Consider the following 22,601-nt stretch of genomic DNA (forward strand, 5'->3'; position numbering starts at 1 on the left):
TGTGCGGGAGAGATTCACCCCGCCTGGCGAGCGCACGCCCGCGCACGGTTGTGCGCGCGGGCGGCTCAGTGCACGGAGGGTGAGGTTCAGCGCTGTTTTCGGCTACGGAGGGTCGGGGAGCACAGCCCTGAAGATCACCGGAACTCGACCGGAATCAAGGGGAGACATGAAGCTGTTCAAGGGGAACGTCGTCCGCACGCTGGCGCGGGTTACTGCCGTCACCGGTCTGACCGTCGCGCTCGCCGTGCCGGCCACCGCCGCGGTGGCTGTCGCACCCGCTGCCGCCATTCCGCCGGGCCTGTCGTGCGACACCGGCAAGCACGCGATCGACGACTACACCGGCTACGCGCTCTGCCGGAACAACGGTTCGGCCACGCAGACCTTCTGGGTGCACCTGGTCTGCGGCTGGTCGCCCGACGTGGACGGTGAGCACGTCACGCTGAGGCCGGGCGAGTCCGGGCAGTCGACCGCCCACTGTGCCGGCCTCGGTTCGGGGATCGGCGAGATCCACGTGCGCCCGTAGTACCCGCTGCCGGACGCCCGTCTCCCGCATGTACTCCCGGAGGGCATCACCGCCCGGGGGAGGGAGATGGGTGCCGGGCCGTGTGCGGGGTGCTTGAGCGGACCTCCCTGGCTCGTTACTCTCCGGTAGACCGCTCGGGCGGACTCCGGGCGGACCCCGGGGCCGGTGCTCCGGCGGACGCGAGGAGGCGGTGGCGATGTCCTCAGCAGACCCCACGGAGCGGACCGGGCCGACCAGGCCGGTGGAACCACCGGTACAGCCCGGACTCACGGACTGCGCCCGGGAGCTGGCCGAGGGCCGGACGACCTCGTCCGCGCTCGTCTCCGCGGCGCTCGCGCGCATCGAGGCGAGCCGTCACACCCTCAACGCCTTCCGCCAGCTCCGTACGGAAGCCGCCCTCGCCGAGGCCGCCGAGGCCGACCGGCGGCTGGAGGCGGGGGAGCGGCTTCCGCTGCTCGGGGTGCCGGTCGCCGTCAAGGACGACACCGACGTCGCCGGGATGCCCACCTACTTCGGCTGCGACGGCACGCTGCCGCCCGCCACCGCCGACAGCGAGGCGGTCCGCAGGCTCCGGGCCGCCGGGGCGGTCGTCGTCGGCAAGACCAACTCCTGCGAGCTGGGCCAGTGGGCGTTCACGGAAGGGCCCGCCTTCGGTCTCACCCGTAACCCCTGGAGCACCGCGCACACGCCCGGGGGTTCGTCCGGAGGCTCCGCGGCGGCCGTCGCCGCGGGGCTCGTCCCCGCCGCACTGGGTTCGGACGGTGCGGGTTCCATCCGTATCCCCGCAGCCTGGACCCACCTCGTCGGCATCAAGCCGCAGCGCGGCCGGGTCTCCGTCCACCCCAACAGCGACGCCTTCCAGGGCCTCACGGTCAACGGTCCCCTCGCCCGTACCGTCGCGGACGCCGCCCTCCTCCTGGACGCCGCGGCGGGACCGCACCCCCGGGACGCGCACCGCCCGCCCGCCGTCGACGCGTCCGCCGCCGCCCGGCGCGACCCGGGCAGGCTGCGCATCGGCCTCTCCCTGCGGCCTCCGCTCACCCTCACCCGCAACGCGCCCCACCCGGAGGTCCTGCGCGCCGTCACCGCCCTCGCCGAAGTCCTCGCCCGGCTCGGCCACCACGTCGAGGAGGCCCACCCCCGCTACGGGCTCATCGGCCTCTCCTTCGTCCCCCGGGCCACCGCCGGCATCGCCGAGCTCGCCGCGCTGCACCCCGAGCCCGCGCTCCTCGACCCGCGCACCCGCAGCGCCCTGCGCACCGGGACCCGTCTCGGCGGCCGGATCGTGCGGGCCGCCCGTGCGCGGGAGGTACGCCAGCACGCCAGGATCGGCGCCTTCTTCGACACGGCCCGGGGCGGTCACGGTTACGACGTGCTGCTCACCCCGACCACGGCCGCCCCGCCGCCACGGGTCGGTGCGTTCGACCGGCTCAGCGCCTGGCGCACCGACCTCGCGATGACATCGGCCTGCCCCTACGCCTGGCCCTGGAACGTCCTCGGCTGGCCCGGCGTCAACGTCCCGGCGGGCTTCACCCGCGACGGTCTGCCCCTCGGCGCCCAGCTCCTGGGCCCCTCCCGCAGCGAGGCCCGGCTCATCTCGCTCGCCGCCCAGCTGGAGGCCGACCGGCGCTGGTACGAGCACCGGCCACCGGCCCAGGGTGCGATCGGCGCGGCCGACGGGCGTTGACCACCCGCGGCGTTCACGTGCGCTCCCCGGCAGTCGTCCTCATGGCGGCCTCGACGCGCTCGACGGCGCATATCGCGCCGAAGGCGATCAGATGGACCAGGCAGTGGTCCGTGAACGGCGGTACGCGCCAGGCCGCCACGTCCTCGTCGGTGATCCGGTACGGGGCCCGCGCAGCGAGCAGCGCGAGCCTGGCTCCCGGCCTCTCCGTCCGGTCCGGCAGCGGTGCGTTCAGGGGCAGCGGTGTGACACCGTCCCAGCCCGCCACCGACTTGCGGACGAACGCGGCGTCCTCGTCGCTCAGCAGCCCCGCCCCCTGGTGCGCGGCGGACAGCAGCGCGCCGTAGGCCGTACCGACCGGGCTGCCCGCCGCCCACGGCGGGGCCTCACCGGCCGTTCCGAGCAGTGACAGGGACGTGCCGGGGCGCAGGTCACGGCGCACGGTCGCCGCCAGCGAACGGCCCGCCGTCCTCCGCACCAGCCGGTACTTCTCCACACCGCCCGGCAGCATCTGTTCGGACAGCAGCGAGGACACCACCCGGTTGATGAAGTGGAAGGCGAGCGCCGTCCCCACGTACTCGGCGGTCTCGTGCTCCGGGAACGGCCGCGGCCTGGTCATGTCCTTGCCCCAGGCGAGCAGGCTGCGGTCGCCGGAGTCCTCCGGCTCGCCACCCTCATCCTCACCAACTACGGTCTCGACGAGTACGTCTTCGACGCCCTGCGCGCCGGGGCCGCCGGATTCCTGCTCAAGGACACCGAACCGGCCGAACTCCTGAGGGCCATCGAGGTCGCGGCGGGCGGCGAGGCCCTGCTCTCACCGTCCATCACGCGCCGGCTGATCGGCGAGTTCGTCTCCAGGCCCCCCGACCGTGCCACCGCCCCGGGCCTGGAGACGCTCACCCGCCGTGGGCGCGAGGTGACCGCTCTGGCCGCCCGGGGGCTGTCCAACGAGGAGATCGCCGTCCACATGGTGGTCAGCCCCTTCACGGCCAAGACCCACATCAGCCGCGCCATGACGAAGCTGGGCGCCCGCGACCGGGCCCAGCTGGTCGTCTTCGCGTACGAGTCCGGGCTGGTCGAAGCGCGCAGGACCCCCGGCACTCCGCGCCCCGCCGGACAGGAGTGACCGGTTCCGCCGGAATGGGCGCGGGCCACTGTGGAGAGGGGGCCGGTCACGAGATATCTTGATGTCAAGCAATGTTGCAGACGTGGAGCGGAGCACCCGGTGACTGACTCGACCATCATCTATACGCACACCGACGAGGCCCCTGCCCTGGCGACGTACTCGTTCCTGCCTGTCATCGAGGCGTACGCCTCGACCGCGGGTGTCACGGTGGAGCGCCGCGACATCTCCCTGGCGGGGCGGATCATCGCCGGCTTCCCGGAGCGTCTCAAGGCCGATCAGCGTATCGATGACGCGCTCGCCGAGCTCGGTGAGCTGGCCAGGACTCCCGGCGCGAACATCATCAAGCTGCCCAACATCTCGGCCTCGATCCCGCAGCTGAAGGCCGCGATCGCAGAGCTCCAGGAGCAGGGCTACGCGCTTCCGGACTACCCGGACGACCCGCAGACCGACGAGGACAAGGACGTCCGCGCGCGGTACGACAAGGTCAAGGGCAGTGCGGTGAACCCCGTCCTGCGTGAGGGCAACTCCGACCGCCGCGCCCCCGCGTCGGTCAAGAACTACGCCAAGGCGCACCCGCACCGCATGGGCGCCTGGACCGCCGACTCGAAGACGAACGTCGCCACCATGGGCGTCGACGACTTCCGCTCGACGGAGAAGTCCGTCGTCATCTCCGAGGCCGGCTCCCTGCGCATCGAGCTCGCGGGCGACGACGGCACCACCACGGTGCTGCGCGAGTCCGTCCCGGTCCTCGAGGGCGAGGTCGTGGACGCCGCCGTCATGCGCGTCGCCGCGCTGCGTGAGTTCTTCACCGCACAGGTCGCGCGCGCCAAGGCCGAGGACGTGCTGTTCTCCGTGCACCTGAAGGCCACGATGATGAAGGTCTCCGACCCGATCATCTTCGGTCACGTGGTCCGCGCCTTCTTCCCGAACACTTTCGCCAAGTACGGCGACGCGCTCGCCGCGGCCGGTCTGACCCCGAACGACGGCCTCGGCGGCATCCTCAAGGGCCTCGAATCCCTGCCGGACGTCGGCGCCGAGATCAAGGCGTCCTTCGAGGCCGAGCTCGCCGAGGGCCCCGCCCTCGCGATGGTCGACTCCGACAAGGGCATCACCAACCTGCACGTGCCGAGCGACGTCATCGTCGACGCGTCCATGCCCGCCATGATCCGCACCTCCGGCCACATGTGGGGCCCGGACGGCAACGAGGCCGACACCATCGCGGTCCTGCCCGACAGCAGCTACGCGGGCGTCTACCAGGTCGTCATCGACGACTGCCGCGCCAACGGCGCCTTCGACCCGTCGACCATGGGCTCCGTACCCAACGTCGGTCTGATGGCGCAGAAGGCCGAGGAGTACGGCAGCCACGACAAGACCTTCGAGGTCCCCACCACCGGCACGGTGCGGGTCGTCGACGGCAAGGGCGACGTCGTGCTGGAGCAGGCCGTCGGAGCCGGTGACATCTTCCGGATGTGCCAGACCAAGGACCTCCCGATCCAGGACTGGGTCAAGCTCGCCGTCACCCGCGCCCGCGCGACCGGCAACCCGGCCGTGTTCTGGCTCGACGAGGGCCGCGCGCACGACGCCAACCTCATCGCCAAGGTCAACACCTACCTGGCCGAGCACGACACCGACGGCCTGGACATCTCCATCCGGACACCGGAGGAGGCCACGGCCTTCTCCCTGGAGCGCATCCGCCGCGGCGAGGACACCATCTCGGTCACCGGCAACGTGCTGCGTGACTACCTCACCGACCTGTTCCCCATCCTCGAGCTGGGCACCAGCGCGAAGATGCTCTCCGTCGTCCCGCTCATGAACGGCGGCGGACTGTTCGAGACGGGCGCCGGCGGCTCCGCGCCCAAGCACGTCCAGCAGCTGGTCAAGGAGGACTACCTGCGCTGGGACAGCCTGGGTGAGTTCCTCGCCCTCGCGGTCAGTTTCGAGCACCTCGCCACCACCACGGACAACGCGCGTGCCAAGGTGCTCGCCGACACCCTGGACCGGGCCACGGGCACCTTCCTCAACGAGGACAAGTCCCCGAGCCGCAAGATCGGTGGCATCGACAACCGCGGCAGCCACTTCTACCTGGCGCTCTACTGGGCCCAGGAGCTGGCGCGGCAGACCGACGACGCCGCGCTCGCCGAGGCGTTCGGACCGCTCGCCAAGACGCTGTCCGAGCAGGAGCAGACCATCATCGACGAGCTGGCCGCCGTCCAGGGCAAGCCGGCCGACATCGGTGGCTACTACCAGCCCGACCCCGCGAAGGCGGAGGCCGTCATGCGTCCGTCGGCCACCTTCAACAAGGCCATCGCGACCCTGGGCTGACCCCCCCCGCATCGCGCTGAACGACGGCCGCCCCCGGCAGGTGCCCACCTGCCGGGGGCGGCCGTGCGCGTTCCGGGCTCCGCCCTGTCCGGCGCCGAAGCGCGCCTACGGCACCCGCGCCGTCCACTCCGCGCTGCTGAACTTCGTCGCGGCCAGCTCCTCCGCCCGCGTCAGCTCCTCGTGGGTGACACCGCCGGTGGCGAGTCCGTAGCGGTCGCGGAAGGACCGCACCATGCGGTCGATGACCGCCTCCCGGGGCAGGCCGGTCTGACGGCGCAGCGGATCGACCCGCTTCTTGGCCGACCTGGTGCCCTTTTCGGACATCTTCTCCTTGCCGATGCGGAGGACATCGAGCATCTTGTCGGCGTCGATGTCGTAGGACATGGTGACGTGGTGGAGGATCGCGCCCGGCCCGCCGTCAGGGCCGACCATGCGTTTCTGGGCGGCTCCTGCGATTTTGCCGACGTCCGTCGCGATGTCGTTGAGGGGCTGGTACCAGGCCTTGATTCCCATGTCGCCGAGCGCGTCGAGGACCCATTCGTCGAGATAGGCGTAGGAGTCGGCGAACGAAAGTCCTGAGACCAGGGAGGAGGGGACCGAAAGGGAATACGTGATGGTGTTCCCGGCCTCCACGAACATGGCTCCGCCGCCCGAGACGCGGCGCACGACCGTCACGCCGTGGCGCGCCGCCCCCTCGGCATCGACCTCGTTGCGGAGGGACTGGAAGCTGCCGATGATGACGGCCGGGGCGCCCCACTCCCAGACACGCAGTGTCGGGGGCCGGCGCCCGGCGGCGACCTCGGCGGTGAGCACCTCGTCGAGGGCCATGTGCAGGGCGGGGGACTGCGGTCCCTCGTGGATGAGCTGCCAGTCGTAGTCGGTCCAGTCGGTGGCCTGCGCGAGTGCGCGCCGGACCGCCACCGCGACGCCCTCGGCGGTGATCCCGTACATGACGGTGCCCTCGGGCAGCATCGCTTCGACGCGGGCGGCCAGACCTGCGGCGTCGGTGTCGGAGGGGGCGCCTTCCAGGGACTCGTCGATCGCGGTGATCGCCTCGTCGGGTTCCAGGAAGAAATCGCCCGCGACTCGTACGTCGCGCAGCACGCCGTCCTGGTTCTTCAGGTCGACCACCACGAGTTTTCCGCCAGGGACCTTGTATTCGCCGTGCATTGCCGGGCCTCCGATGAGTTGAACCGCTTGTGACGTCAGCGCTCGCGAGGCTCGTTGTCTTCCCCGCGCGTGACCATCGGTAATGAGGCTGCGGGAAAGGGGGGGGCAGGAAGGCGCCGCAACGCGCGGTGGTTCCGGTGCGTAGTCATGGCGGCGCCTCCTGACGCCGCGGCCCAGGTCGCCGCGGGGCGCGGAGCGGCAGGTTCCGGGCATCCGTATACGAACCGGAGGCCGCAGCCGGGCCTTCGCGGCCCCGGGACCCGCAGGTGAGGGGTCGTGCCGGGGCGACCTCAGGCGCTCCGTTATCCGATCGTCAGGTAAAACCCGTCCGCTATGTGAGCCGAGGCCTTGCCTTGCGGACTGTATGCGAAATACGGTCGGCGATATTCCTTGATCACCCCTGGCGGGAGGTAGGCCCCCGTGCGCCGAAAAGCGGTTGCCCTGGTGGCGGTTGCGTTGGTGTCCCTCACCTCGGGCTGCGCGTCGTTGCAGTCCTCGGCGACCGAAGTCGGTGGTGTGCGCATGACCGATGACCGGTCCGTACGCGACGGCGGGACACTCACCGTCGCTCTCAACTCCGACCCCGACAAGCTGGACCCCACCCTCGCGCAGACCCTCGTAGGCCGCACGGTCTTCGCGAGCATGTGCGAGAAGCTCTACGACATCGACGAGGACGGCACCGTCGTGCCGCAGTTGGCCTCGTCGCTCCCCACCACCTCGGCCGACGGCCGTACGGTCACCTTCCAGGTGCGTCCGGGGGTGAAATTCAGCGACGGGACCCGGCTGGACGCCGACGCGGTCGTCACCTCGCTGCTGCGCCACCGCGATCTCCCCGGATCCGCGCGTTCCACCGAACTCGCACCGGTCAGCAAGGCCGAGGCCACCGGGCCGCTCACGGTGCGTCTGACGCTCGACCACTCCTACGTCCCGCTCACCGGCGTGCTCGCCGACCGGGCCGGGATGGTGATGTCACCCACCGCGCTCGAGAAGTACGGGAAGAACTTCACCAACCACCCCTCCTGCGTCGGCCCCTTCCGCTTCGTCGAGCGCGTCGGCGGGGACCGGATCGTGCTCAAGAAGGACACGAACTACTACGACGCCGACCAGGTGCACCTCGACGGTGTGGTCTACAAACCGATCCCCGACGGCAACGTCAGGCTCGCCAACCTGCGCTCCGGCGACCTCCAGGTCGGCGACCAGATGGCCCCCGTCGACGTACAGAGCGCCCTCACGGAGCCGAAGCTCCAGCTGTTCAACTCGCCCTCGCTCGGCTACCAGGGCATCGGGCTCAACGTCGGCAACGTGAAGGGCCTCGGACAGAAGCCCGGGAAGATCGACACCCCGATCGCCCGTGACGTCCGGGTCCGCGAGGCCTTCGAGCTGGCCATCGACCGCGACCTGCTCAACAAGGTCGTCTTCCAGGGCATGTACGAACCGGCCTGCGGCCCCATCTCCCCGCAGTCCGCCATCGCCCCGGGCGTCGAGCCGGAGGACTGCCCCCGGCGTGACGTCGACCGCGCGAAGAAGCTGCTGAAGGAGGCCGGGGTGAAGACCCCGGTGAAGATCGAGCTGAAGACCTCCACCACCCCGGAGCAGGGGCGCGTGGGCCAGGTGCTCCAGGCAATGGTCAAGGAGGCGGGATTCGAACTGTCGCTGCGTCCCACCGAGTACGCCACCATGCTCGCGGAGACCGACGCCGGCGACTACGACGTCTTCACCAGCGGCTGGTCCGGCCGGCTCGACCCGGACGGCAACGTCTCCAACTTCCTCAAGACCGCGGGCGCCATGAACGCCTACGGACTCGGTGACCCGGAGATCGACAAGCTGATCGCCGAGGGCCGCAGCGTCGCGGACCCCGCACGGCGCACGGAGATCTACGACGAGCTCACCCGGCGCGTCCAGGACGCCCACGCGCTGATCTACCTCTACCGGCAGAAGAACTACGTCGTCGCCGGCAAGGACATCGCGGGCATCCACGTCTACGGCGACGGACTGGTCCGGGTCAAGAATGCGGGGTACACCCGATGACGAAGTACCTGCTGACGCGACTGCGTCAGTCCCTCATCACGCTCTTCCTCGTCAGCGTCGTCGTCTTCGCGGGCATCCGGGCCCTGCCCGGCGACCCGGCGCTCGCGCTGGCCGGTGAGGAACGCAGCCCCGAGGCACTCGCCGCCATCCGCGAGAGCTACGGCCTGAACGACAACGTCGTCGTCCAGTACGGACGGTTCATCGGCCACGCCCTGACCGGCGACCTCGGCACCTCCTCCCGTACCGGCCTGCCCGTCGCCGACGCGATCGGCCAGGCCCTGCCCGTCACACTGGAACTGGCCGCGCTCTCGCTGCTCCTGGCGATCGTGGTCGGCATCGGCGCCGGAGTGGTCGCCGCAGTGCGGCGCGGCAAGCCGGAGGAGTGGATCGCCAACGCCATCGCGCTGATCGGCCTCTCCATCCCGACCTTCTGGCTCGGCATCGTGCTCGTCCTCGGATTCGCCATCGCCGTCCCGGTGTTCGCCGCCTCCGGTTACGTACCCTTCGGCACCGATCCCGTCGACAACCTGCGCCGCATGGTGCTCCCCGCGATCGTGCTCGGCTCCGGCCTCGCCGCTGTCGTGATGCGTCAGACACGGGCCGCGATGCTCGACTCGCTCTCCGCCGACTACGTCAGGACCGCCCGCGCCAAGGGCCTGTCCAGTGGCTCCGTCGTCGGCGGGCACGCGCTGCGCAACTCGCTCGTCACCGTCGTGACCGTGCTCGGCCTCCAGCTGGGTCATCTGATCTCCGGCGCCGTGGTCACCGAGCAGATCTTCGTCCTCCCCGGCTTCGGCAAGCTCACCATCGACGCCGTCTTCACCCGCGACTACGCCACACTCCAGGCCGTGGTGCTCTGCACCTCCGCCGCGTACATCCTCATCAACCTGCTGGTCGACGTGGTCTATTCGGTCATCGACCCGCGCATCCGACTCGGAGGTGCCCGGTGACCACCGCGACCACAGTGCTCCCCACCCCGCCCGAGGCGGACAAGCGGAAGTCCGGCGGCGGCAGGCTGCGCGCCCTGCGCAGGAACCGGCTCGCGCTCACCGGTGCGGTCATCGCCGCCGTCTTCATCCTGGCCGCCCTGTTCGCCCCGCTCATCGCCCCGTACGACCCCTCGCAGCCCGACTTCGGGAACGTCCTGGCCGAGCCCAGCGCCTCGCACTGGCTCGGTACGGACGACCTCGGCCGCGACCAGCTCTCCCGCATCGTGCACGGCGCCCGTGCCTCCATGCAGGTCGGCCTCGTCGCCGTCGTGCTGGCCTTCCTCGTCGGCGTACCGCTGGGGCTGCTCGCCGGGTACTACGGCCGGCTCGCGGACACCGCCGTGTCCCGCCTCACCGACACCATGCTGGCGTTCCCCTTCCTGGTGCTCGCCGTCGGACTCGCCGCGATCCTCGGCCCGTCGCTCACCAACGCGACCATCGCCATCGGTATCTCGCAGATCCCCGCCGTCATCCGGATCACCCGGGCGGAGACCCTGCGGCTCAAGCACGTCGACTACGTCGCCGCGGCCGTCGCCAACGGCGGCGGTGACGGCACCGTCCTCTTCCGGCACATCCTCCCCAACGCCACCTCCGCCCTGATCGTCCAGGCGACCGTCGGCATCCCCGCCGCGATCATCGGCGAGGCGCTGCTGAGCTTCCTCGGCCTCGGTGTCCAGCCGCCGAACCCCTCGCTGGGTGTGATGCTTTCGGGCGCCCAGTCCTTCCTGGCGCCCGCCCCCTGGCTGGCCGTCTTCCCCGGCCTCGCGATCGTCGCGGCGACGCTGGCCTTCAACCTGCTCGGCGACGGGCTGCGTGACGTCCTGGACCCCCGAGGAGCGACCCGATGACCGAGACCGTTCTCGAACCCGCGCGGAAGACGGCGGCCGAACCCGCCCTGAGCGTGCGCGACCTGTCGGTCTCCTTCCACTCCGACACCCGCACCGTGCACGCCGTCGACGGGGTCTCCTACGACCTGGCACCCGGCGAGGTCCTCGCCGTGGTGGGGGAGTCGGGCTGCGGGAAGTCCGTCACCTCGATGGCGGCCATGGGCCTGCTCCCGCCGACCGCCCGCATCGGCGGTTCGATCAGGCTCGGCGGGCGCGAACTGGTCGGTGCTCCGGAGAAGGAGCTCCGAAACGTCCGCGGCAAGGACATCGCGATGATCTTCCAGGAGCCGATGACCTCGCTGAACCCGGTCCTCACCGTCGGCCGGCAGATCGGCGAAGTGCTCCGCCGGCACCAGGGGCTGAGCCGCAAGGAGGCCAGGGCCCGCGCCGTCGAGCTCCTCGAACTCGTCGGGATCCCGGCGCCGGCACGCCGGATCGACGAGTACCCGCACCAGCTCTCGGGCGGTATGCGGCAGCGCGTCATGATCGCGATCGCGGTGGCCTGCGACCCGGCCGTCCTCATCGCCGACGAACCGACGACCGCCCTGGACGTCACCGTGCAGGCCGGCATCCTCGAAGTCCTCCAGTCCCTGCGCGAGCGCCTCGGCACCGCCATCCTCCTGGTCACCCACGACCTCGGGGTCGTCGCAGACGCCGCCGACCGGGTTCTCGTCATGTACGCCGGACGAGCTGTCGAACAGGCCCCGGTCCACGACCTGTTCGCCTCCGGACGGCACCCGTACACCCGTGGTCTGCTCGGCGCCGTGCTCCGGCCCGGCGGCGAGGGCAAGCGACGCCTGCCCGAGATCCCCGGCCTGGTCCCGAGCCTGGACAGCCAGCCCGACGCCTGCACCTTCGCGCCCCGCTGCTCCCGCGCCGACGACACCTGCACGGGCGCCCGCCCCGGCTTCCGTGCCGTCGACCCCGAGGTTGGAGCGGACGCGCCGCACCGGACCGCCTGCTGGCACCCGTACGCGGAGACCGATGCCGAGGCCACCACCGAAACGCCTACGCGCCCCGAGGACCTCGGACCGCGACCCGACCAGGAGGCCGGAAAGTGACCACCGCACAGACCGTCCCCGCCCCGCGCGACGCCGACGGCGAGGACGCCGCCCCGCACCCTCCGGTGCTGGAGATCAGCGGCATGGAACGGCACTTCGGCGCCTCCGGCGGCGGCACCGTCCGGGCCGTCGACGGTGTCTCGATCACCATCGGCCGCGGCGAGGTCGTCGGCCTCGTCGGCGAGTCCGGCAGCGGCAAGTCGACCGTCGGCCGCTGCGCCGTACGCCTCGACGAACCCACCGCCGGCACCGTCCACATCAACGGCACCGACATCAGCCACCTCTCCCGCCGCGCCCTGCGTCCCCTGCGCAAGGACTTCCACCTGGTCTTCCAGGACCCCTCGTCCTCGCTGGACCCCCGGATGACCGTCGGCCAGATCATCGCCGAGCCCATCCGGCTGCACCGCCGCGCCCGTGGAGCGGCCGTACGGGAACGGGTCGAGCAGCTGCTCGGCCAGGTCGGGCTGCGCCCCGAGCACGCCGACCGGCACCCCCACGAGCTGTCCGGCGGGCAGCGCCAGCGCATCTCGATCGCCCGGGCCCTGTCCTGCGACCCCGACCTGGTCGTCGCCGACGAACCCACCTCGGCGCTCGACGTCTCGGTCCAGGCGTCCGTGCTCAACCTCCTGGCCGACCTCCAGCGCGACCGGGGCTTCGGCTGCCTGTTCATCACCCACGACCTGGCCGCCGTCGAATTCCTCGCCGACCGGATCGCCGTGATGTACCTCGGGCAGATCGTCGAACAGGCCCCGACCGCCGAGCTGTTCGCCGCCCCCAAGCACCCCTACACGCAGGCACTGCTCTCCGCCGCGCCGGTCCCCGACCCCGTCGCCCAGCGCTCGCGCGAGCGCATCGTGCTGCACGGCGAGCTGCCCAGCCCGCTCGACCCTCCACCCGGCTGCCGCTTCCACACCCGCTGCCCGCTCGCCGTCGACCGGTGCCGCACCGAGATCCCCGCCCTGCGCGAGATCCCCGGCGGGCGTCAGGTCTCCTGCCATCTCGTGGCCGAGGACGGCACCGCCCCGGACGCGGCAGGCTGACGGGCCTCGCCTGCCCTCCGTACGATCCACGAAACACCACAGAACCTCGCACGCCCGCAGCAAGGAGCCGCACCCGTGTTCACCACCCGCCCCACCCTCCAGGGCACCTTCGGCATGGTGTCCTCCACCCACTGGTTGGCCTCGCAGTCCGCGATGGCCGTCCTGGAGGACGGCGGCAACGCCTACGACGCCGCCGTCGCCGCCGGATTCGTCCTGCACGTCGTCGAGCCGCACCTCAACGGACCGGCCGGCGAAGTCCCGATGATCCTCGCGCCGAAGGACGGCGACGTGCGCGTGCTGTGCGGCCAGGGCCCCGCCCCCGCCGGCGCGTCGGCCGCGCACTACCGCTCGCTCGGCCTCGCCCTCGTCCCCGGCACCGGACCGCTCGCCGCCGCCGTACCCGGCGCCTTCGACGCCTGGATGCTGCTGTTGCGCGACCACGGGACGAAGACCCTCGCCGAGGTCCTGCGCTACGCGATCGGATACGCCGAGGACGGCCACGCCCCCGTCGAGCGCGTCGGCCAGACGGTGGAGACCGTCCGTGAGCTCTTCGAGACCGAGTGGCCGACCTCCGCCGAGGTCTATCTCCCCGGTGGGAATGCGCCCGAGCCCGGCAAGCTGTTCCGCAACCCCGCCCTCGCCGCCACCTGGCGCCGCCTGACAGCCGAGGCCGAGAAGGAGGGCGGCACGGACCGCGTCGCGCAGATCGACGCCGCCCGGGCCGTCTGGCGCACCGGCTTCATCGCCGAGGCGCTGGTCCGCCAGGCCGCCGTCCCCACCATGGACACCAGCGGAACCCGCCACACCGGCACCCTCACCGCCGCCGACCTGGCGGACTGGTCCGCGACGTACGAGGCGCCCGCCACGTACGACTGGAACGGCTGGACGCTGGCCAAGGCGGCCGGCTGGAGCCAGGGCCCCGCCTTCCTCCAGCAGCTCGCCCTCCTCCCGCCCGAACTCCCCGCCTACGGCTCCGCCGAATACGTCCATCTGCTCATCGAGGGCTGCAAGCTCGCGATGGCCGACCGCGAGGCGTGGTACGGCGACGCCACCGGCGTACCGCTCGACGCGCTGCTCTCCGAGACGTACAACGACGAGCGCCGGACTCTGGTCGAGGACACCGCCTCCCTGGAGCTGCGCCCCGGCAGCCCCGACGGCCGCACCCCGGTCCTCAGCGTGCACGCCCACGCCGTCGCCTCCGGCGAGGCGGGCTTCGACGCCATGGGCATCGCGGTGGCCGGAGCGGGCGAACCGACGGTCGCGAAGGAGGGCGCGGGCGAGCCGACGGCCACCGCGGACCGTGCCGGCGAGCCGACGGTGGCCAAGGACGGCGCGACCCGCGGCGACACCTGCCACCTCGACATCGTCGACCGGTGGGGCAACATGGTCGCCGCCACCCCCAGCGGCGGCTGGCTCCAGTCCAACCCGGTCGTGCCCGAGCTCGGCTTCCCGCTCGGCACCCGGCTGCAGATGGCCTGGCTCGACGAGGACCTGCCGAACACGCTGACCCCCGGCCGCCGCCCGCGCACCACCCTGACCCCGTCACTCGCCCTGCGCGACGGAGTCCCCGTCATGGCGTTCGGCACCCCCGGTGGCGACCAGCAGGACCAGTGGCAGCTGCACTTCTTCCTCGCCGTGGCGCTGCGGGACCGGGTCCGTGGCGGCCTCGACCTCCAGGGCGCCATCGACGCTCCCAACTGGCACAACGACAGCTTCCCCGGCTCCTTCTTCCCGCGCGGGATGCGCCCGGGCAGCGTCACCGTCGAGGAAGGCATGGACCCGGAGGTCGTCGCCGAGCTGCGCCGGCGCGGTCACGACGTCACGGTGGGCGACGCGTGGTCCGAGGGCCGGATGTGTGCCGTCGCCAGGGACCCGGAGACCGGCGTCCTGTCCGCCGCCGCCAACCCCCGCGGGATGCAGGGCTACGCGGTCGGCCGCTGACCACCTGCCCGGGGTGCCCCCGGCGGACCGTGCTTAGCTTGAGTCATGATCGATGACTTTCTGTACGGGAACGCCGGGCACACCGGGCCGGCGGCCGAGGTGGAGGCCGCGGTCCGGGCAGCGGCCGCCGCCGAGATCATGCCGCGCTACCGGCAGCTGGCCGCACACGAGATCGTCGAGAAGAGCGGCCCCCACGACCTGGTCACCGCCGCCGACCGTCTCGCCGAGGAGCACCTCGCCGCGTCCCTGACCCGGCTGCTGCCCGGCTCGGTGGTCGTCGGCGAGGAGGCCGTCCACGCCGATCCCACGGTCCTGGACGCCCTGGGCGGCGACGCACCCGTGTGGATCGTCGATCCGGTCGACGGCACCCGCCAGTTCGTCCACGGCGAACCCGGCTTCTGCACCCTGGTGGCGCTCGCCCGGCACGGCGAGGTGTACGCCTCGTGGACGTACGCCCCCGTCCTCGACGAGATGGCCGTCGCCGTTCGCGGCCGCGGCGCCACGCTCAACGGCACGGCTCTGCACAGTGGGACACCCGCCCCCGGCGCGGTGCTCAAGGTGGCCATGTCCCACCCCGACTACACCTCCGACGCCCAGAAGCGCGCCCTGCTCGGCCTGCGGACCGACGGCATCGACGCCCGCGCGTGCGGATCGGCCGGTCTGGAGTACCTCGCGGTCGCCTGTGGCGCGCAGGACGCGGTCGCGTTCAACTGGGAGTTCGCGTGGGACCACGCGGCAGGGCTGCTCCTGGTCACCGAGGCTGGCGGCGTCCAGTCGACGCTCTCCGGCGCTCCCTACCGGATCACCGGCGGAAACGACCTGCCGTTCACCGCGGCCAGGGACAGGACCACGGCGGAGAGGGTTCTCCAGGCTCTGCGGGCCGGCGGAGAGGCTTAGGGCCGTACGGCTGTGGCCGGTGCGGGAGCCCCGCACCGGCCACAGCTGGAGTGCTCGTACCGTTAGTTGCCTGCCGCCGCACGCCGGCGGACGGCGTAGATGATTCCGCCGCCCGCGGCCAGCGCCGCCGCAGCCGCGCCCACCATGGGCACGGTGGAGTCGGAGCCGGTCGCCGCCAGGTTGCCGGCCGTCATCGTCTTCGGGTCGGAGCCACCGGTGGAGCCACCGGCCGTGGAGCCACCGGAGGCGGGACCGCCGGAGGTGTCCGTACCGCCGGCCGACGAGGAGCCTTCGGTCGAGGAACCGCCGGTCGTGGAACCACCCGTCGAGGAACCGCCGGTCGTGGTGCCGGTACCGGCATCGATCACGATCTCCGCGGTGTCGTTGGCCGCGTTCTTGTCGAAGGGCCTGTCCGCCCCGGTGAAGGAGACCTTCCCGGTCGCACCCTCGACGGCCTTGTCGATCCGGAGGACGAACGGGTACGTCTCGCCACCCTCCTCGTCCACCCACGACTGCGAGGTGCCGCAGGTGTAGTGGGTCTTGGTGACCGGGCTGCAGTAGTCGTGCGCCTTCACGACCGAGGTGCCCGGGGGGATACGGACGTCGACGGTCGCGGCGCCCTGGCCCAGCTCGCGGTAGACCCAGGCCGGGCCCTTGTTGAGGAACTTCACCGACGCGGTGACCTGGTCGCCGACCTTGCCTTCCAGCCGGGCACCGGTCAGCGCGAAGTCGGCCGTGTTGACCGCGGTGACGTCGGCCGAGGAGGAGCCCTCGCTGTGACTCGCACGGTCGGCGTCGGTCGCCGGACCCTTCTCGACCAGCTTCAGCGGTGCGCCCGTGCCCGGCACGGGGTCCGTCCCGCCACCGTCGCCCGTTCCGGGATCCGTGGCCTCGACGGTCATGCGGACCGTGTCGTACAGCGCGTTGTCCAGCGCCTCGAGCCCGACCGGCTTCTCCGGTACGTAGACGACACCCGGCTTCAGCGGCTGCTCGACGGCGCACACCGCGAGGGTCTTCTCAGGCTCCTCGTCGGCCGAGGACTGCGTCGAGTAACGGCAGTTGCCGTAGGAATCGGCCGTGCCGAGACCCGACGTGACGGAGTACGTCACCCAGGTCTTCGCGACCTCCTCGGTGCCCTTGTTCAGTACCGAGAACGGCACGTCGACGCCGCTGCCGGGCTGCGCACCCGTGACCGGCGCCAGCGGCCCGATCCCGAGGTCGGGCTCCGCGGCGACGGCGACGGCGGGCAGGGAGGCGAGCCCGGTCAGCGCGGCGGCGGCGAGTACACCGACCACGATGCGCGACGGACGGCGGCCGGGAAGGGGGTGAGTCATAGAGGTTCCCTCGTCATGGCGTGCGGTGGAAAAATGCCGTCTCCGGCACAATCACTTACCGCGACAGAAGACGCTTACGACCGTCGAACGGTTGCATGCGCGCGCCACCGATAGTTCACCTGCCCGAAAGTCCCTGGACACCGCTGACGGGCGGGGAGTTGCCGTCCAGGACAGCCTGAACATCCCGTACGACCCCGGCCGCCGTCTCCACCGCCTGCGCGTCCAGGCCGCGCAGAGCGGCGGCCACCCGGTCCGTGAAGTCCGCCGGGGTGCCCGGCAGAGCGGCGGCGGAGGCGAGCGCCCCCTTCTCGTTCAGGCACCAGGTGCGGTGATGGGCGTGCAGGGCCTGTGCGAGGATCCCGAACGCCTTCGACAGGCAGAGGGCGACATGGAGCGTGTCCCCGGACGGGGCCGACTTGCGGGCTGAGGCCACGGAGAACTCCGCCTCCCACGCCGCATCGGTCAGCGCGCGGCGCAGCGGCTCGGGGTAGGAACGCGTCGCGTCCTGAAGGGAGGTCAGCTCGCCACCCGGGTCCACCAGCACTCGGCCGAGGGCGACCTCACCCACGTAACACGAAGACCAGAAGCCCAGCGGATGGCCGGGCTGGATCCCCACCTCGAAGCGCCCCGCCCGGCAGTCCGCCCACACCGACTCCACCCGGTCCAGATCGCGCAGGATCCAGTCGACGGCGACACCGTCCACCGTCAGCCACGCCCCGCCGTTCACCCAGGGGCCCCACCCGCCGGGCCCCGCCACGTCGGCCGGCGTCCCCTGGACCTCGGACGCCAGTGCGACGAGGGCGCCCAGATCCGGGGCGCCCCGGTAGTAGACGCCGAGATCCCAGTCCGAATCGGGACGATGGGTGCCACGGGCGCGGCTTCCGCCCAGGGCTACGGCCTCGATACCGGACACCTGGGCGAGCCGGGACGCCATCGCGGCGACGGCGGGGGAGGGCAGGCATGCGTTGCTCATCGGACGGGAGGCTACCCGGAGCCCCGTTGTCGGCGTGCATGAATATCCTGGGTGCCCTGGCCATCGGCTGACAAAGGAGTCCGAAGGTGCCATCGATGCTGGATGCCGTCGTCGTGGGGGCGGGCCCGAACGGGCTGACAGCCGCTGTCGAGCTGGCCCGCCGCGGTTTCGCCGTGGAGGTGTTCGAGGCCGGGGAGACCGTCGGGGGCGGTGCCCGCACCGAGGAGCTGACCCTTCCCGGCTTCCGTCACGACCCCTGTTCCGCCGTGCACCCGCTGGGCATCGGTTCCCCCGCCTTCAAAGCGATGCCGCTCGCCCGGCACGGCCTCGAATGGCTTCAGGCGCCGCTCTCCCTCGCACATCCGTTCCCTGACGGTTCCGCCGCGGTGCTCACCGGGTCCGTCGGGGAGACGGCCATGTCGCTGGGTCCGGAGGACGCGGGCGCCTACCGCAGGCTGGTCGCACCCTTCACCGGCCACTGGGACACCCTCGCCGCGGACTTCCTGCGCACCCCGTGGGACGGTCTGCCCCGCGATCCGTACCGCTGGGCCCGCTTCGGGCTGGACGCCGTCCAGCCGGCCACGCTGCTCTCCCGGCGCTTCAAGGGGGAGAAGGCGCGCGGTCTGCTCGCGGGCCTCGCCGGGCACGCCATCGCGCCTGCGAGCGGTCTCGCGACCGGCGGGATCGCACTGCTCTTCGCGCTCGCGGCGCACGAGAACGGCTGGCCGGTGCCGCGCGGCGGCTCGCAAGCCATCTCGGACGCCCTCGCCGCCTTCCTGCGCGAACAGGGCGGCACCATCCGCACAGGCATCGAGGTCAGACGCCTCGACGAACTCCCGCCCGCCCGTGCCTACGTCTTCGACACCTCACCGACCGCGCTCGCCCGGATCGCCGGACTCGGCGGCGCCTACGACCACTACCGTTACGGGCCCTCCTGCTTCAAGATCGACTACGCGCTGTCGGGCCCGGTGCCGTGGACGGCCGAGGAGGCCCGGCGCGCGGGCACGGTCCATGTCGGCCCCTCCGCCGCCGAGATCGACGCCGCCCTGCGCGCCGCAGTGGCCGGCCGCGACCCGGACGTCCCCTTCCTGATCACCGCCCAGCCCAGCATCGTCGACCCGACCCGCGCCCCCGAGGGCCGCCATGTCTTCTGGGTGTACGGGCATGTCCCGTCCGGCTGGGAGGGCGATGCCACCGAGGTCATCGAGCGTCAGCTGGAGCGGTTCGCCCCCGGGTTCCGCGACCTGGTCCTGGCCCGCGCCGTCGCCGGACCGCCCCGCCTCGCCGTACGCAACGCCAACTACGTCGGCGGCGACATCGCCACCGGGGCGTTCGCCGGGCTGCAGACGGTGCTCCGCCCCAAACTCGCCCGCGTGCCGTACGCCACCGCGCACCCCGCGGTCTTCCTCTGCTCGTCGGCCACCCCGCCCGGCCCCGGTGTGCACGGTATGTCGGGGCACCACGCGGCGAAGGCGGTGTGGCGGCGGCTGCGGGCGGCGTGATGTGCGGAAGCGGCCATGGCCGGCGGGCCACGGTGCCGTGCCGGTCGGCGCGTCGCCGTCCCGTCCCCGGTCACCCGCGGCCGAGCAAGCGGCACGGCAACGCCCGCTCGCTCGCACGGCCGTCCCCGCCGCGCTCCACCCGGTACAGGCGCGCGTCCGGGGCCCGGGTGACCGTTTCCTGTACACGCCCGTCCGTGAGGAGCACCCCCACGCCGTCGTCCAGCGCCCACCCGCCGGGCAGCATGCCGGTGGCCACGGCGTCCTGGTAGGAAGGCCGGCGGCCCGGCTCGCTGTCGTAGTGGGGACACACCGACCCGGGCACAAGGCCGAGCCCGTCCCGCAGGAACGTCAGCGGGCCGAAGGAGTCGGTGTGCGAACCCTCGGCCCAGCAGTTGACGCCGGCACTGATCCCGCACAGCAGCGTCCCCCGCTCGGCCGCCTCCCGCAGCAGTTGGTCCACGCCGTGCACGCGCCAGACCGCGAGCATGTTCGCGGTGTTGCCGCCGCCGACGTACACCACGTCCTGCGAGAGTAGAAACGCCCGCAGAGCGACGTCGTCCAACTCCCTTTGAAACAGCGGCAGCACGGAGGGCTCGCAGCGGCGTGACCGGAAGGCGCTCCCGAACTGCTCGACATAGGCCGACGCGTCCCCGCTCGCCGTGGGGACGAAGCACACCTTGGGCCGGGCGACGCGTGCGTGGGAGAGCAGCCAGTCGTCCAGCAGCCCGTCCTCATCCATGGAGAAGCCGCCTCCGAGGAGTGCGACACGGGGAGCGGGAACGACGGCCACGGGAGTGTCCTCTCAACAGGCGGGCGTACAGGAGAAGGTGCTCCGCACTCTTCCCAGATCACGGCCCCTGGCAAACGAACAGCCAGGTACAGGAAGCCGGGCCGGCCCGGAGATTACCTCAGCGGTAATCGACCCTCTGCGACGAGTGCGGCAGGCTGCGGAGCACAAGGCAGGGCGGCACACCGACGGTGAGCCGCCGCCCGGTCAGGCTGCCCACCGGCGAGGTGTGAAGCAGGGCCGTTTGCCGCAGACGCGCCGTCCGGCGCACCCGTAGAGACGAGAGGACACCGCCGTGACCATGCACGAGGACGCTGTCGAGCGCTACTTCACCGCTTGGAACGCTGCCACCTCCGAGGACCTGGCCAAGGCAGTCGCCGCCGCGTTCACCGAGGACGGCACCTACACCGACCCGCTGGGTGAGGCGAAGGGGCACGAGGGGATCGCCGCGGCGATCGCGGGCGCCCATCAGCAGTTCCCCGGGTTCGCGTTCGAGCCCACCGGTACGCCTGACGCGCACCACAACCTGGTGCGCTTCACATGGGACCTGGTCTCCACCGCCGACGGGTCCGCTCCCGCCGCCGGCTTCGACGTGATCACGCTCGCCGACGACGGCCGCATCAGCGGCGTCGCCGGCTTCCTGGACCGCCTGCCGGGTGCGTGACCTCTCCCTCAGCCCGCCTCCTGAAGAGCGGCGGCCGTCTCCGTGTCCGCGGGCAGGAACGTCTCGACCGCCAACTCGGCAACGGTCACGTCCATCGGTGTGTTGAAGGTCGTCGCCGTCGAGATGAAGGACAGCACCCGGCCGCCCGCCTCGATCCGGAGCGGCAGTGCGTACGGGTGGAACGCCGGGCCCTCTCCGTCCGAACCGGCAGGCGGGCCCCCCGCCGGGGCCGTATAGGCGGCCACCTCCTCGTAGAGGCCGCGCAGCGCTTCGGAGGAACGCAGCGCGGCCTGCCGCTCCATCCGTTCCAGGAGGTGGCCACGCCATTCGCCCAGGTTGCGGATCCGCGGGGCCAGGCCCTGCGGATGCAGCGTCAGACGCATGGCGTTCATGGGCGGCCGCAGCAGGTGACCGGCCACCCCGTCGAGCAGCAGTCGCACGCCCTTGTTCGCGGCCACCACGTCGTACATCCCGTCCATCACCAGGGCGGGATAGGGCTCGTAGGCGGCCAGCAGCTGATCCAGGCCGGCCCGCAGCGTCGTCATGGCCGGTGCGGTCAGCGCTGTCTCCGGGTACGAGGGGGCGTAGCCCGCTGCCACGAGCAGCGCGTTGCGGTCCCGTACGGGAATGTCGAGGTGGTCGGCGAGATGCAACACCATCGACCGGCTCGGTATGGACCGGCCGGTTTCGATGAAACTGATATGGCGTGCGGAACTGTCGGCCCTGAGGGCCAGTTCGAGCTGGGTGATGCCCCGCAGCTTGCGCCAGCCCCGCAGCAGGCTTCCGGCGTCCACGTCATCGACCGTCCTGGTCATGGCAGTCGTCATGACCAGGACGGTACTAAAGCGTGTCGCAGAAGACTGGGGGAGGGCATTTCTCGTGTGCGGGCGGGGTGTTGACCGTGGACGGCACCTGATCCCGGCCCGGGGCCGGAAGGGCCGACCTCAGCGACCCGACCACAGGCTTCTCCAACACGCTTCAGGCGACGCCCATCGGCTCCGCTCAAAGAGTGATGGTGAACGCCACCCGGTCGAGTCCGGGGCCGTCGTAGTCCGGTTTCACGGCTGAGGCCGTGAAGCCGAGTCGGGTGTGGAATGCCTGCGACGCGGTGTTCTCCGGGCTGGTGATGCAGTGCACGGAACGGCGCCCGTGCGACCGGGCGAGCGCGAAGAAGGCCCGGTACAGGGCACGCCCGACACCCTGCCCGTGCAGGGCCGGATCGACGCCGACGAAGTGCACATAAGCGGTCTCGGGCTCTGTCTGTGACAGGAAACCGACCAGGAAGGCGGCAACTTCCCCACTGTCGCGTTCGACCAGAAAACTGGTGGTGGTGAAGTGCTGGAAGTACAGCCGGGGCAGCAGCAGCGCACGTTCCACCGCCCCTGCCTCCCCCTTCAGGCCACCCCACCACGTGTCCAGTACGGCGAGCACGCGGAGATGGTCCACGCCGGCAAGGTGTCGGGCCCTCAGGCCAACGGGAAGGTCGTCGATCATCTGAGCAGTCTGTCAGCCCCGCGAGGCGCATCGCGAACCTGGCCCAGCAGACCGTCGTCGCCGCCTGCGAAGGACACCTCCCGCACAGCGTGGGCCTCGGCTGTGCAGTTCATCGGCAGCGGGTCTCTCGTCCTTGTCCTGCGGCGCATTGCGCGGGGGACGCGAGGGCCCCCGCGCCA

General features: G+C 71.7%; 20 protein-coding genes. 13 read left to right on the plus strand and 7 right to left on the minus strand.

Going from position 1 to position 22,601, the window contains the following annotated elements; genetic code table 11:
* Window positions 1-166 precede the first annotated feature (166 nt).
* Together ACIQM3_RS28920 and ACIQM3_RS28925 are read left to right on the plus strand one after the other, a co-directional pair.
* Window positions 167-523: a hypothetical protein gene (locus ACIQM3_RS28920; RefSeq protein WP_401629312.1), complete on the plus strand. Its 357-nt coding sequence runs from the start codon at window positions 167-169 to the stop codon at window positions 521-523.
* 196 nt (window positions 524-719) lie between these two features.
* Window positions 720-2,210 (plus strand): amidase, encoded by a 1,491-nt coding sequence (locus tag ACIQM3_RS28925; RefSeq protein ID WP_401629315.1) that lies wholly within the window; start codon window positions 720-722, stop codon window positions 2,208-2,210.
* A 13-nt stretch (window positions 2,211-2,223) separates the two neighbouring features.
* Here ACIQM3_RS28925 and ACIQM3_RS28930 read toward each other — a convergent pair whose 3' ends face one another.
* The gene (locus ACIQM3_RS28930) at window positions 2,224-2,826 is read right to left on the minus strand and encodes a hypothetical protein (protein WP_401629317.1); all 603 of its coding nucleotides are present in this window, start codon (window positions 2,824-2,826) and stop codon (window positions 2,224-2,226) included.
* Here ACIQM3_RS28930 and ACIQM3_RS28935 point away from each other — a divergent pair.
* Window positions 2,797-3,333 carry a LuxR C-terminal-related transcriptional regulator gene (locus tag ACIQM3_RS28935; protein ID WP_401629320.1) on the plus strand — a complete coding sequence of 179 codons (537 nt, stop codon included), beginning with the start codon at window positions 2,797-2,799 and terminating at the stop codon, window positions 3,331-3,333. The two genes, ACIQM3_RS28930 and ACIQM3_RS28935, sit on opposite strands and share 30 nt — an antisense overlap.
* Before the next feature lie 99 nt (window positions 3,334-3,432).
* Complete coding sequence (locus ACIQM3_RS28940) at window positions 3,433-5,655, plus strand: NADP-dependent isocitrate dehydrogenase (RefSeq protein WP_401629323.1); 2,223 nt, start codon at window positions 3,433-3,435, stop codon at window positions 5,653-5,655.
* A gap of 105 nt (window positions 5,656-5,760) precedes the next feature.
* Here ACIQM3_RS28940 and ACIQM3_RS28945 read toward each other — a convergent pair whose 3' ends face one another.
* Window positions 5,761-6,825 carry a biotin/lipoate A/B protein ligase family protein gene (locus ACIQM3_RS28945; RefSeq protein WP_401629326.1) on the minus strand — a complete coding sequence of 355 codons (1,065 nt, stop codon included), beginning with the start codon at window positions 6,823-6,825 and terminating at the stop codon, window positions 5,761-5,763.
* A 522-nt stretch (window positions 6,826-7,347) separates the two neighbouring features.
* Here ACIQM3_RS28945 and ACIQM3_RS28950 point away from each other — a divergent pair.
* The 7 genes from ACIQM3_RS28950 to ACIQM3_RS28980 all read left to right on the plus strand — a co-directional run bounded on the left by ACIQM3_RS28950 (window position 7,348) and on the right by ACIQM3_RS28980 (window position 15,668).
* The gene (locus tag ACIQM3_RS28950; RefSeq protein ID WP_401629328.1) at window positions 7,348-8,853 is read left to right on the plus strand and encodes an ABC transporter substrate-binding protein; all 1,506 of its coding nucleotides are present in this window, start codon (window positions 7,348-7,350) and stop codon (window positions 8,851-8,853) included.
* A complete protein-coding gene (locus ACIQM3_RS28955; RefSeq protein ID WP_401629330.1) occupies window positions 8,850-9,803 on the plus strand; it encodes an ABC transporter permease in 954 nt (317 codons plus the stop codon). Before ACIQM3_RS28950 ends, ACIQM3_RS28955 begins: the two co-directional genes overlap by 4 nt.
* A complete protein-coding gene (locus ACIQM3_RS28960) occupies window positions 9,800-10,690 on the plus strand; it encodes an ABC transporter permease (RefSeq protein ID WP_401629332.1) in 891 nt (296 codons plus the stop codon). Before ACIQM3_RS28955 ends, ACIQM3_RS28960 begins: the two co-directional genes overlap by 4 nt.
* The gene (locus tag ACIQM3_RS28965) at window positions 10,687-11,790 is read left to right on the plus strand and encodes an ABC transporter ATP-binding protein (RefSeq protein ID WP_401629335.1); all 1,104 of its coding nucleotides are present in this window, start codon (window positions 10,687-10,689) and stop codon (window positions 11,788-11,790) included. The genes ACIQM3_RS28960 and ACIQM3_RS28965 overlap by 4 nt, the downstream gene beginning before the upstream one ends.
* Window positions 11,791-11,873: 83 nt before the next feature.
* Window positions 11,874-12,830: an ABC transporter ATP-binding protein gene (locus ACIQM3_RS28970; protein ID WP_401629797.1), complete on the plus strand. Its 957-nt coding sequence runs from the start codon at window positions 11,874-11,876 to the stop codon at window positions 12,828-12,830.
* Between the two features lie 75 nt (window positions 12,831-12,905).
* A complete protein-coding gene (locus ACIQM3_RS28975) occupies window positions 12,906-14,771 on the plus strand; it encodes a gamma-glutamyltransferase family protein (protein WP_401629339.1) in 1,866 nt (621 codons plus the stop codon).
* Between the two features lie 45 nt (window positions 14,772-14,816).
* Window positions 14,817-15,668 (plus strand): inositol monophosphatase family protein, encoded by an 852-nt coding sequence (locus ACIQM3_RS28980; protein ID WP_401629341.1) that lies wholly within the window; start codon window positions 14,817-14,819, stop codon window positions 15,666-15,668.
* Window positions 15,669-15,730: 62 nt separating this feature from the next.
* Here the strand turns inward: ACIQM3_RS28980 and ACIQM3_RS28985 are convergent, their stop codons facing one another.
* Together ACIQM3_RS28985 and ACIQM3_RS28990 are read right to left on the minus strand one after the other, a co-directional pair.
* The gene (locus tag ACIQM3_RS28985; protein ID WP_401629344.1) at window positions 15,731-17,002 is read right to left on the minus strand and encodes an LAETG motif-containing sortase-dependent surface protein; all 1,272 of its coding nucleotides are present in this window, start codon (window positions 17,000-17,002) and stop codon (window positions 15,731-15,733) included.
* A gap of 115 nt (window positions 17,003-17,117) precedes the next feature.
* Complete coding sequence (locus tag ACIQM3_RS28990) at window positions 17,118-17,975, minus strand: nucleotidyltransferase domain-containing protein (protein WP_401629346.1); 858 nt, start codon at window positions 17,973-17,975, stop codon at window positions 17,118-17,120.
* A gap of 86 nt (window positions 17,976-18,061) precedes the next feature.
* Here ACIQM3_RS28990 and ACIQM3_RS28995 point away from each other — a divergent pair, with 86 nt between their 5' ends.
* The gene (locus ACIQM3_RS28995) at window positions 18,062-19,477 is read left to right on the plus strand and encodes a phytoene desaturase family protein (protein ID WP_401629349.1); all 1,416 of its coding nucleotides are present in this window, start codon (window positions 18,062-18,064) and stop codon (window positions 19,475-19,477) included.
* A gap of 70 nt (window positions 19,478-19,547) precedes the next feature.
* On the opposite strand, the gene ACIQM3_RS29000 is transcribed toward ACIQM3_RS28995, so the two are convergent.
* Window positions 19,548-20,267 (minus strand): Type 1 glutamine amidotransferase-like domain-containing protein, encoded by a 720-nt coding sequence (locus ACIQM3_RS29000; protein ID WP_401629351.1) that lies wholly within the window; start codon window positions 20,265-20,267, stop codon window positions 19,548-19,550.
* A 292-nt stretch (window positions 20,268-20,559) separates the two neighbouring features.
* Here ACIQM3_RS29000 and ACIQM3_RS29005 point away from each other — a divergent pair, with 292 nt between their 5' ends.
* Window positions 20,560-20,928 (plus strand): nuclear transport factor 2 family protein, encoded by a 369-nt coding sequence (locus ACIQM3_RS29005; protein WP_401629353.1) that lies wholly within the window; start codon window positions 20,560-20,562, stop codon window positions 20,926-20,928.
* Window positions 20,929-20,936: 8 nt separating this feature from the next.
* Here the strand turns inward: ACIQM3_RS29005 and ACIQM3_RS29010 are convergent, their stop codons facing one another.
* Both ACIQM3_RS29010 and ACIQM3_RS29015 read right to left on the minus strand, forming a co-directional pair.
* Entirely contained in the window at window positions 20,937-21,743 is an 807-nt protein-coding gene (locus ACIQM3_RS29010) for a helix-turn-helix domain-containing protein (RefSeq protein ID WP_401629800.1), read from the minus strand.
* 187 nt (window positions 21,744-21,930) lie between these two features.
* Window positions 21,931-22,374, minus strand: a complete 444-nt coding sequence (locus ACIQM3_RS29015; RefSeq protein WP_401629356.1) for a GNAT family N-acetyltransferase — start codon at window positions 22,372-22,374, stop codon at window positions 21,931-21,933.
* Window positions 22,375-22,601 lie beyond the last annotated feature (227 nt).

This window comes from Streptomyces sp. NPDC091271 (assembly GCF_044757505.1).
Taxonomy (GTDB): Bacteria; Actinomycetota; Actinomycetes; order Streptomycetales; family Streptomycetaceae; genus Streptomyces.

Bases quoted from the DNA above. Each gene is read 5' to 3' on its own strand.
- ACIQM3_RS28920 (WP_401629312.1), top strand. From the start codon at position 167: ATGAAGCTGTTCAAGGGGAACGTCGTCCGCACGCTGGCGCGGGTTACT.
- ACIQM3_RS28925 (WP_401629315.1), top strand. From the start codon at position 720: ATGTCCTCAGCAGACCCCACGGAGCGGACCGGGCCGACCAGGCCGGTG.
- ACIQM3_RS28930 (WP_401629317.1), bottom strand. From the start codon at position 2,826: ATGACCAGGCCGCGGCCGTTCCCGGAGCACGAGACCGCCGAGTACGTG.
- ACIQM3_RS28945 (WP_401629326.1), bottom strand. From the start codon at position 6,825: ATGCACGGCGAATACAAGGTCCCTGGCGGAAAACTCGTGGTGGTCGAC.
- ACIQM3_RS28950 (WP_401629328.1), top strand. From the start codon at position 7,348: ATGACCGATGACCGGTCCGTACGCGACGGCGGGACACTCACCGTCGCT.
- ACIQM3_RS28955 (WP_401629330.1), top strand. From the start codon at position 8,850: ATGACGAAGTACCTGCTGACGCGACTGCGTCAGTCCCTCATCACGCTC.
- ACIQM3_RS28965 (WP_401629335.1), top strand. From the start codon at position 10,687: ATGACCGAGACCGTTCTCGAACCCGCGCGGAAGACGGCGGCCGAACCC.
- ACIQM3_RS28970 (WP_401629797.1), top strand. From the start codon at position 11,874: ATGGAACGGCACTTCGGCGCCTCCGGCGGCGGCACCGTCCGGGCCGTC.
- ACIQM3_RS28980 (WP_401629341.1), top strand. From the start codon at position 14,817: ATGATCGATGACTTTCTGTACGGGAACGCCGGGCACACCGGGCCGGCG.
- ACIQM3_RS28985 (WP_401629344.1), bottom strand. From the start codon at position 17,002: ATGACTCACCCCCTTCCCGGCCGCCGTCCGTCGCGCATCGTGGTCGGT.
- ACIQM3_RS28990 (WP_401629346.1), bottom strand. From the start codon at position 17,975: ATGAGCAACGCATGCCTGCCCTCCCCCGCCGTCGCCGCGATGGCGTCC.
- ACIQM3_RS29010 (WP_401629800.1), bottom strand. From the start codon at position 21,743: ATGACCAGGACGGTCGATGACGTGGACGCCGGAAGCCTGCTGCGGGGC.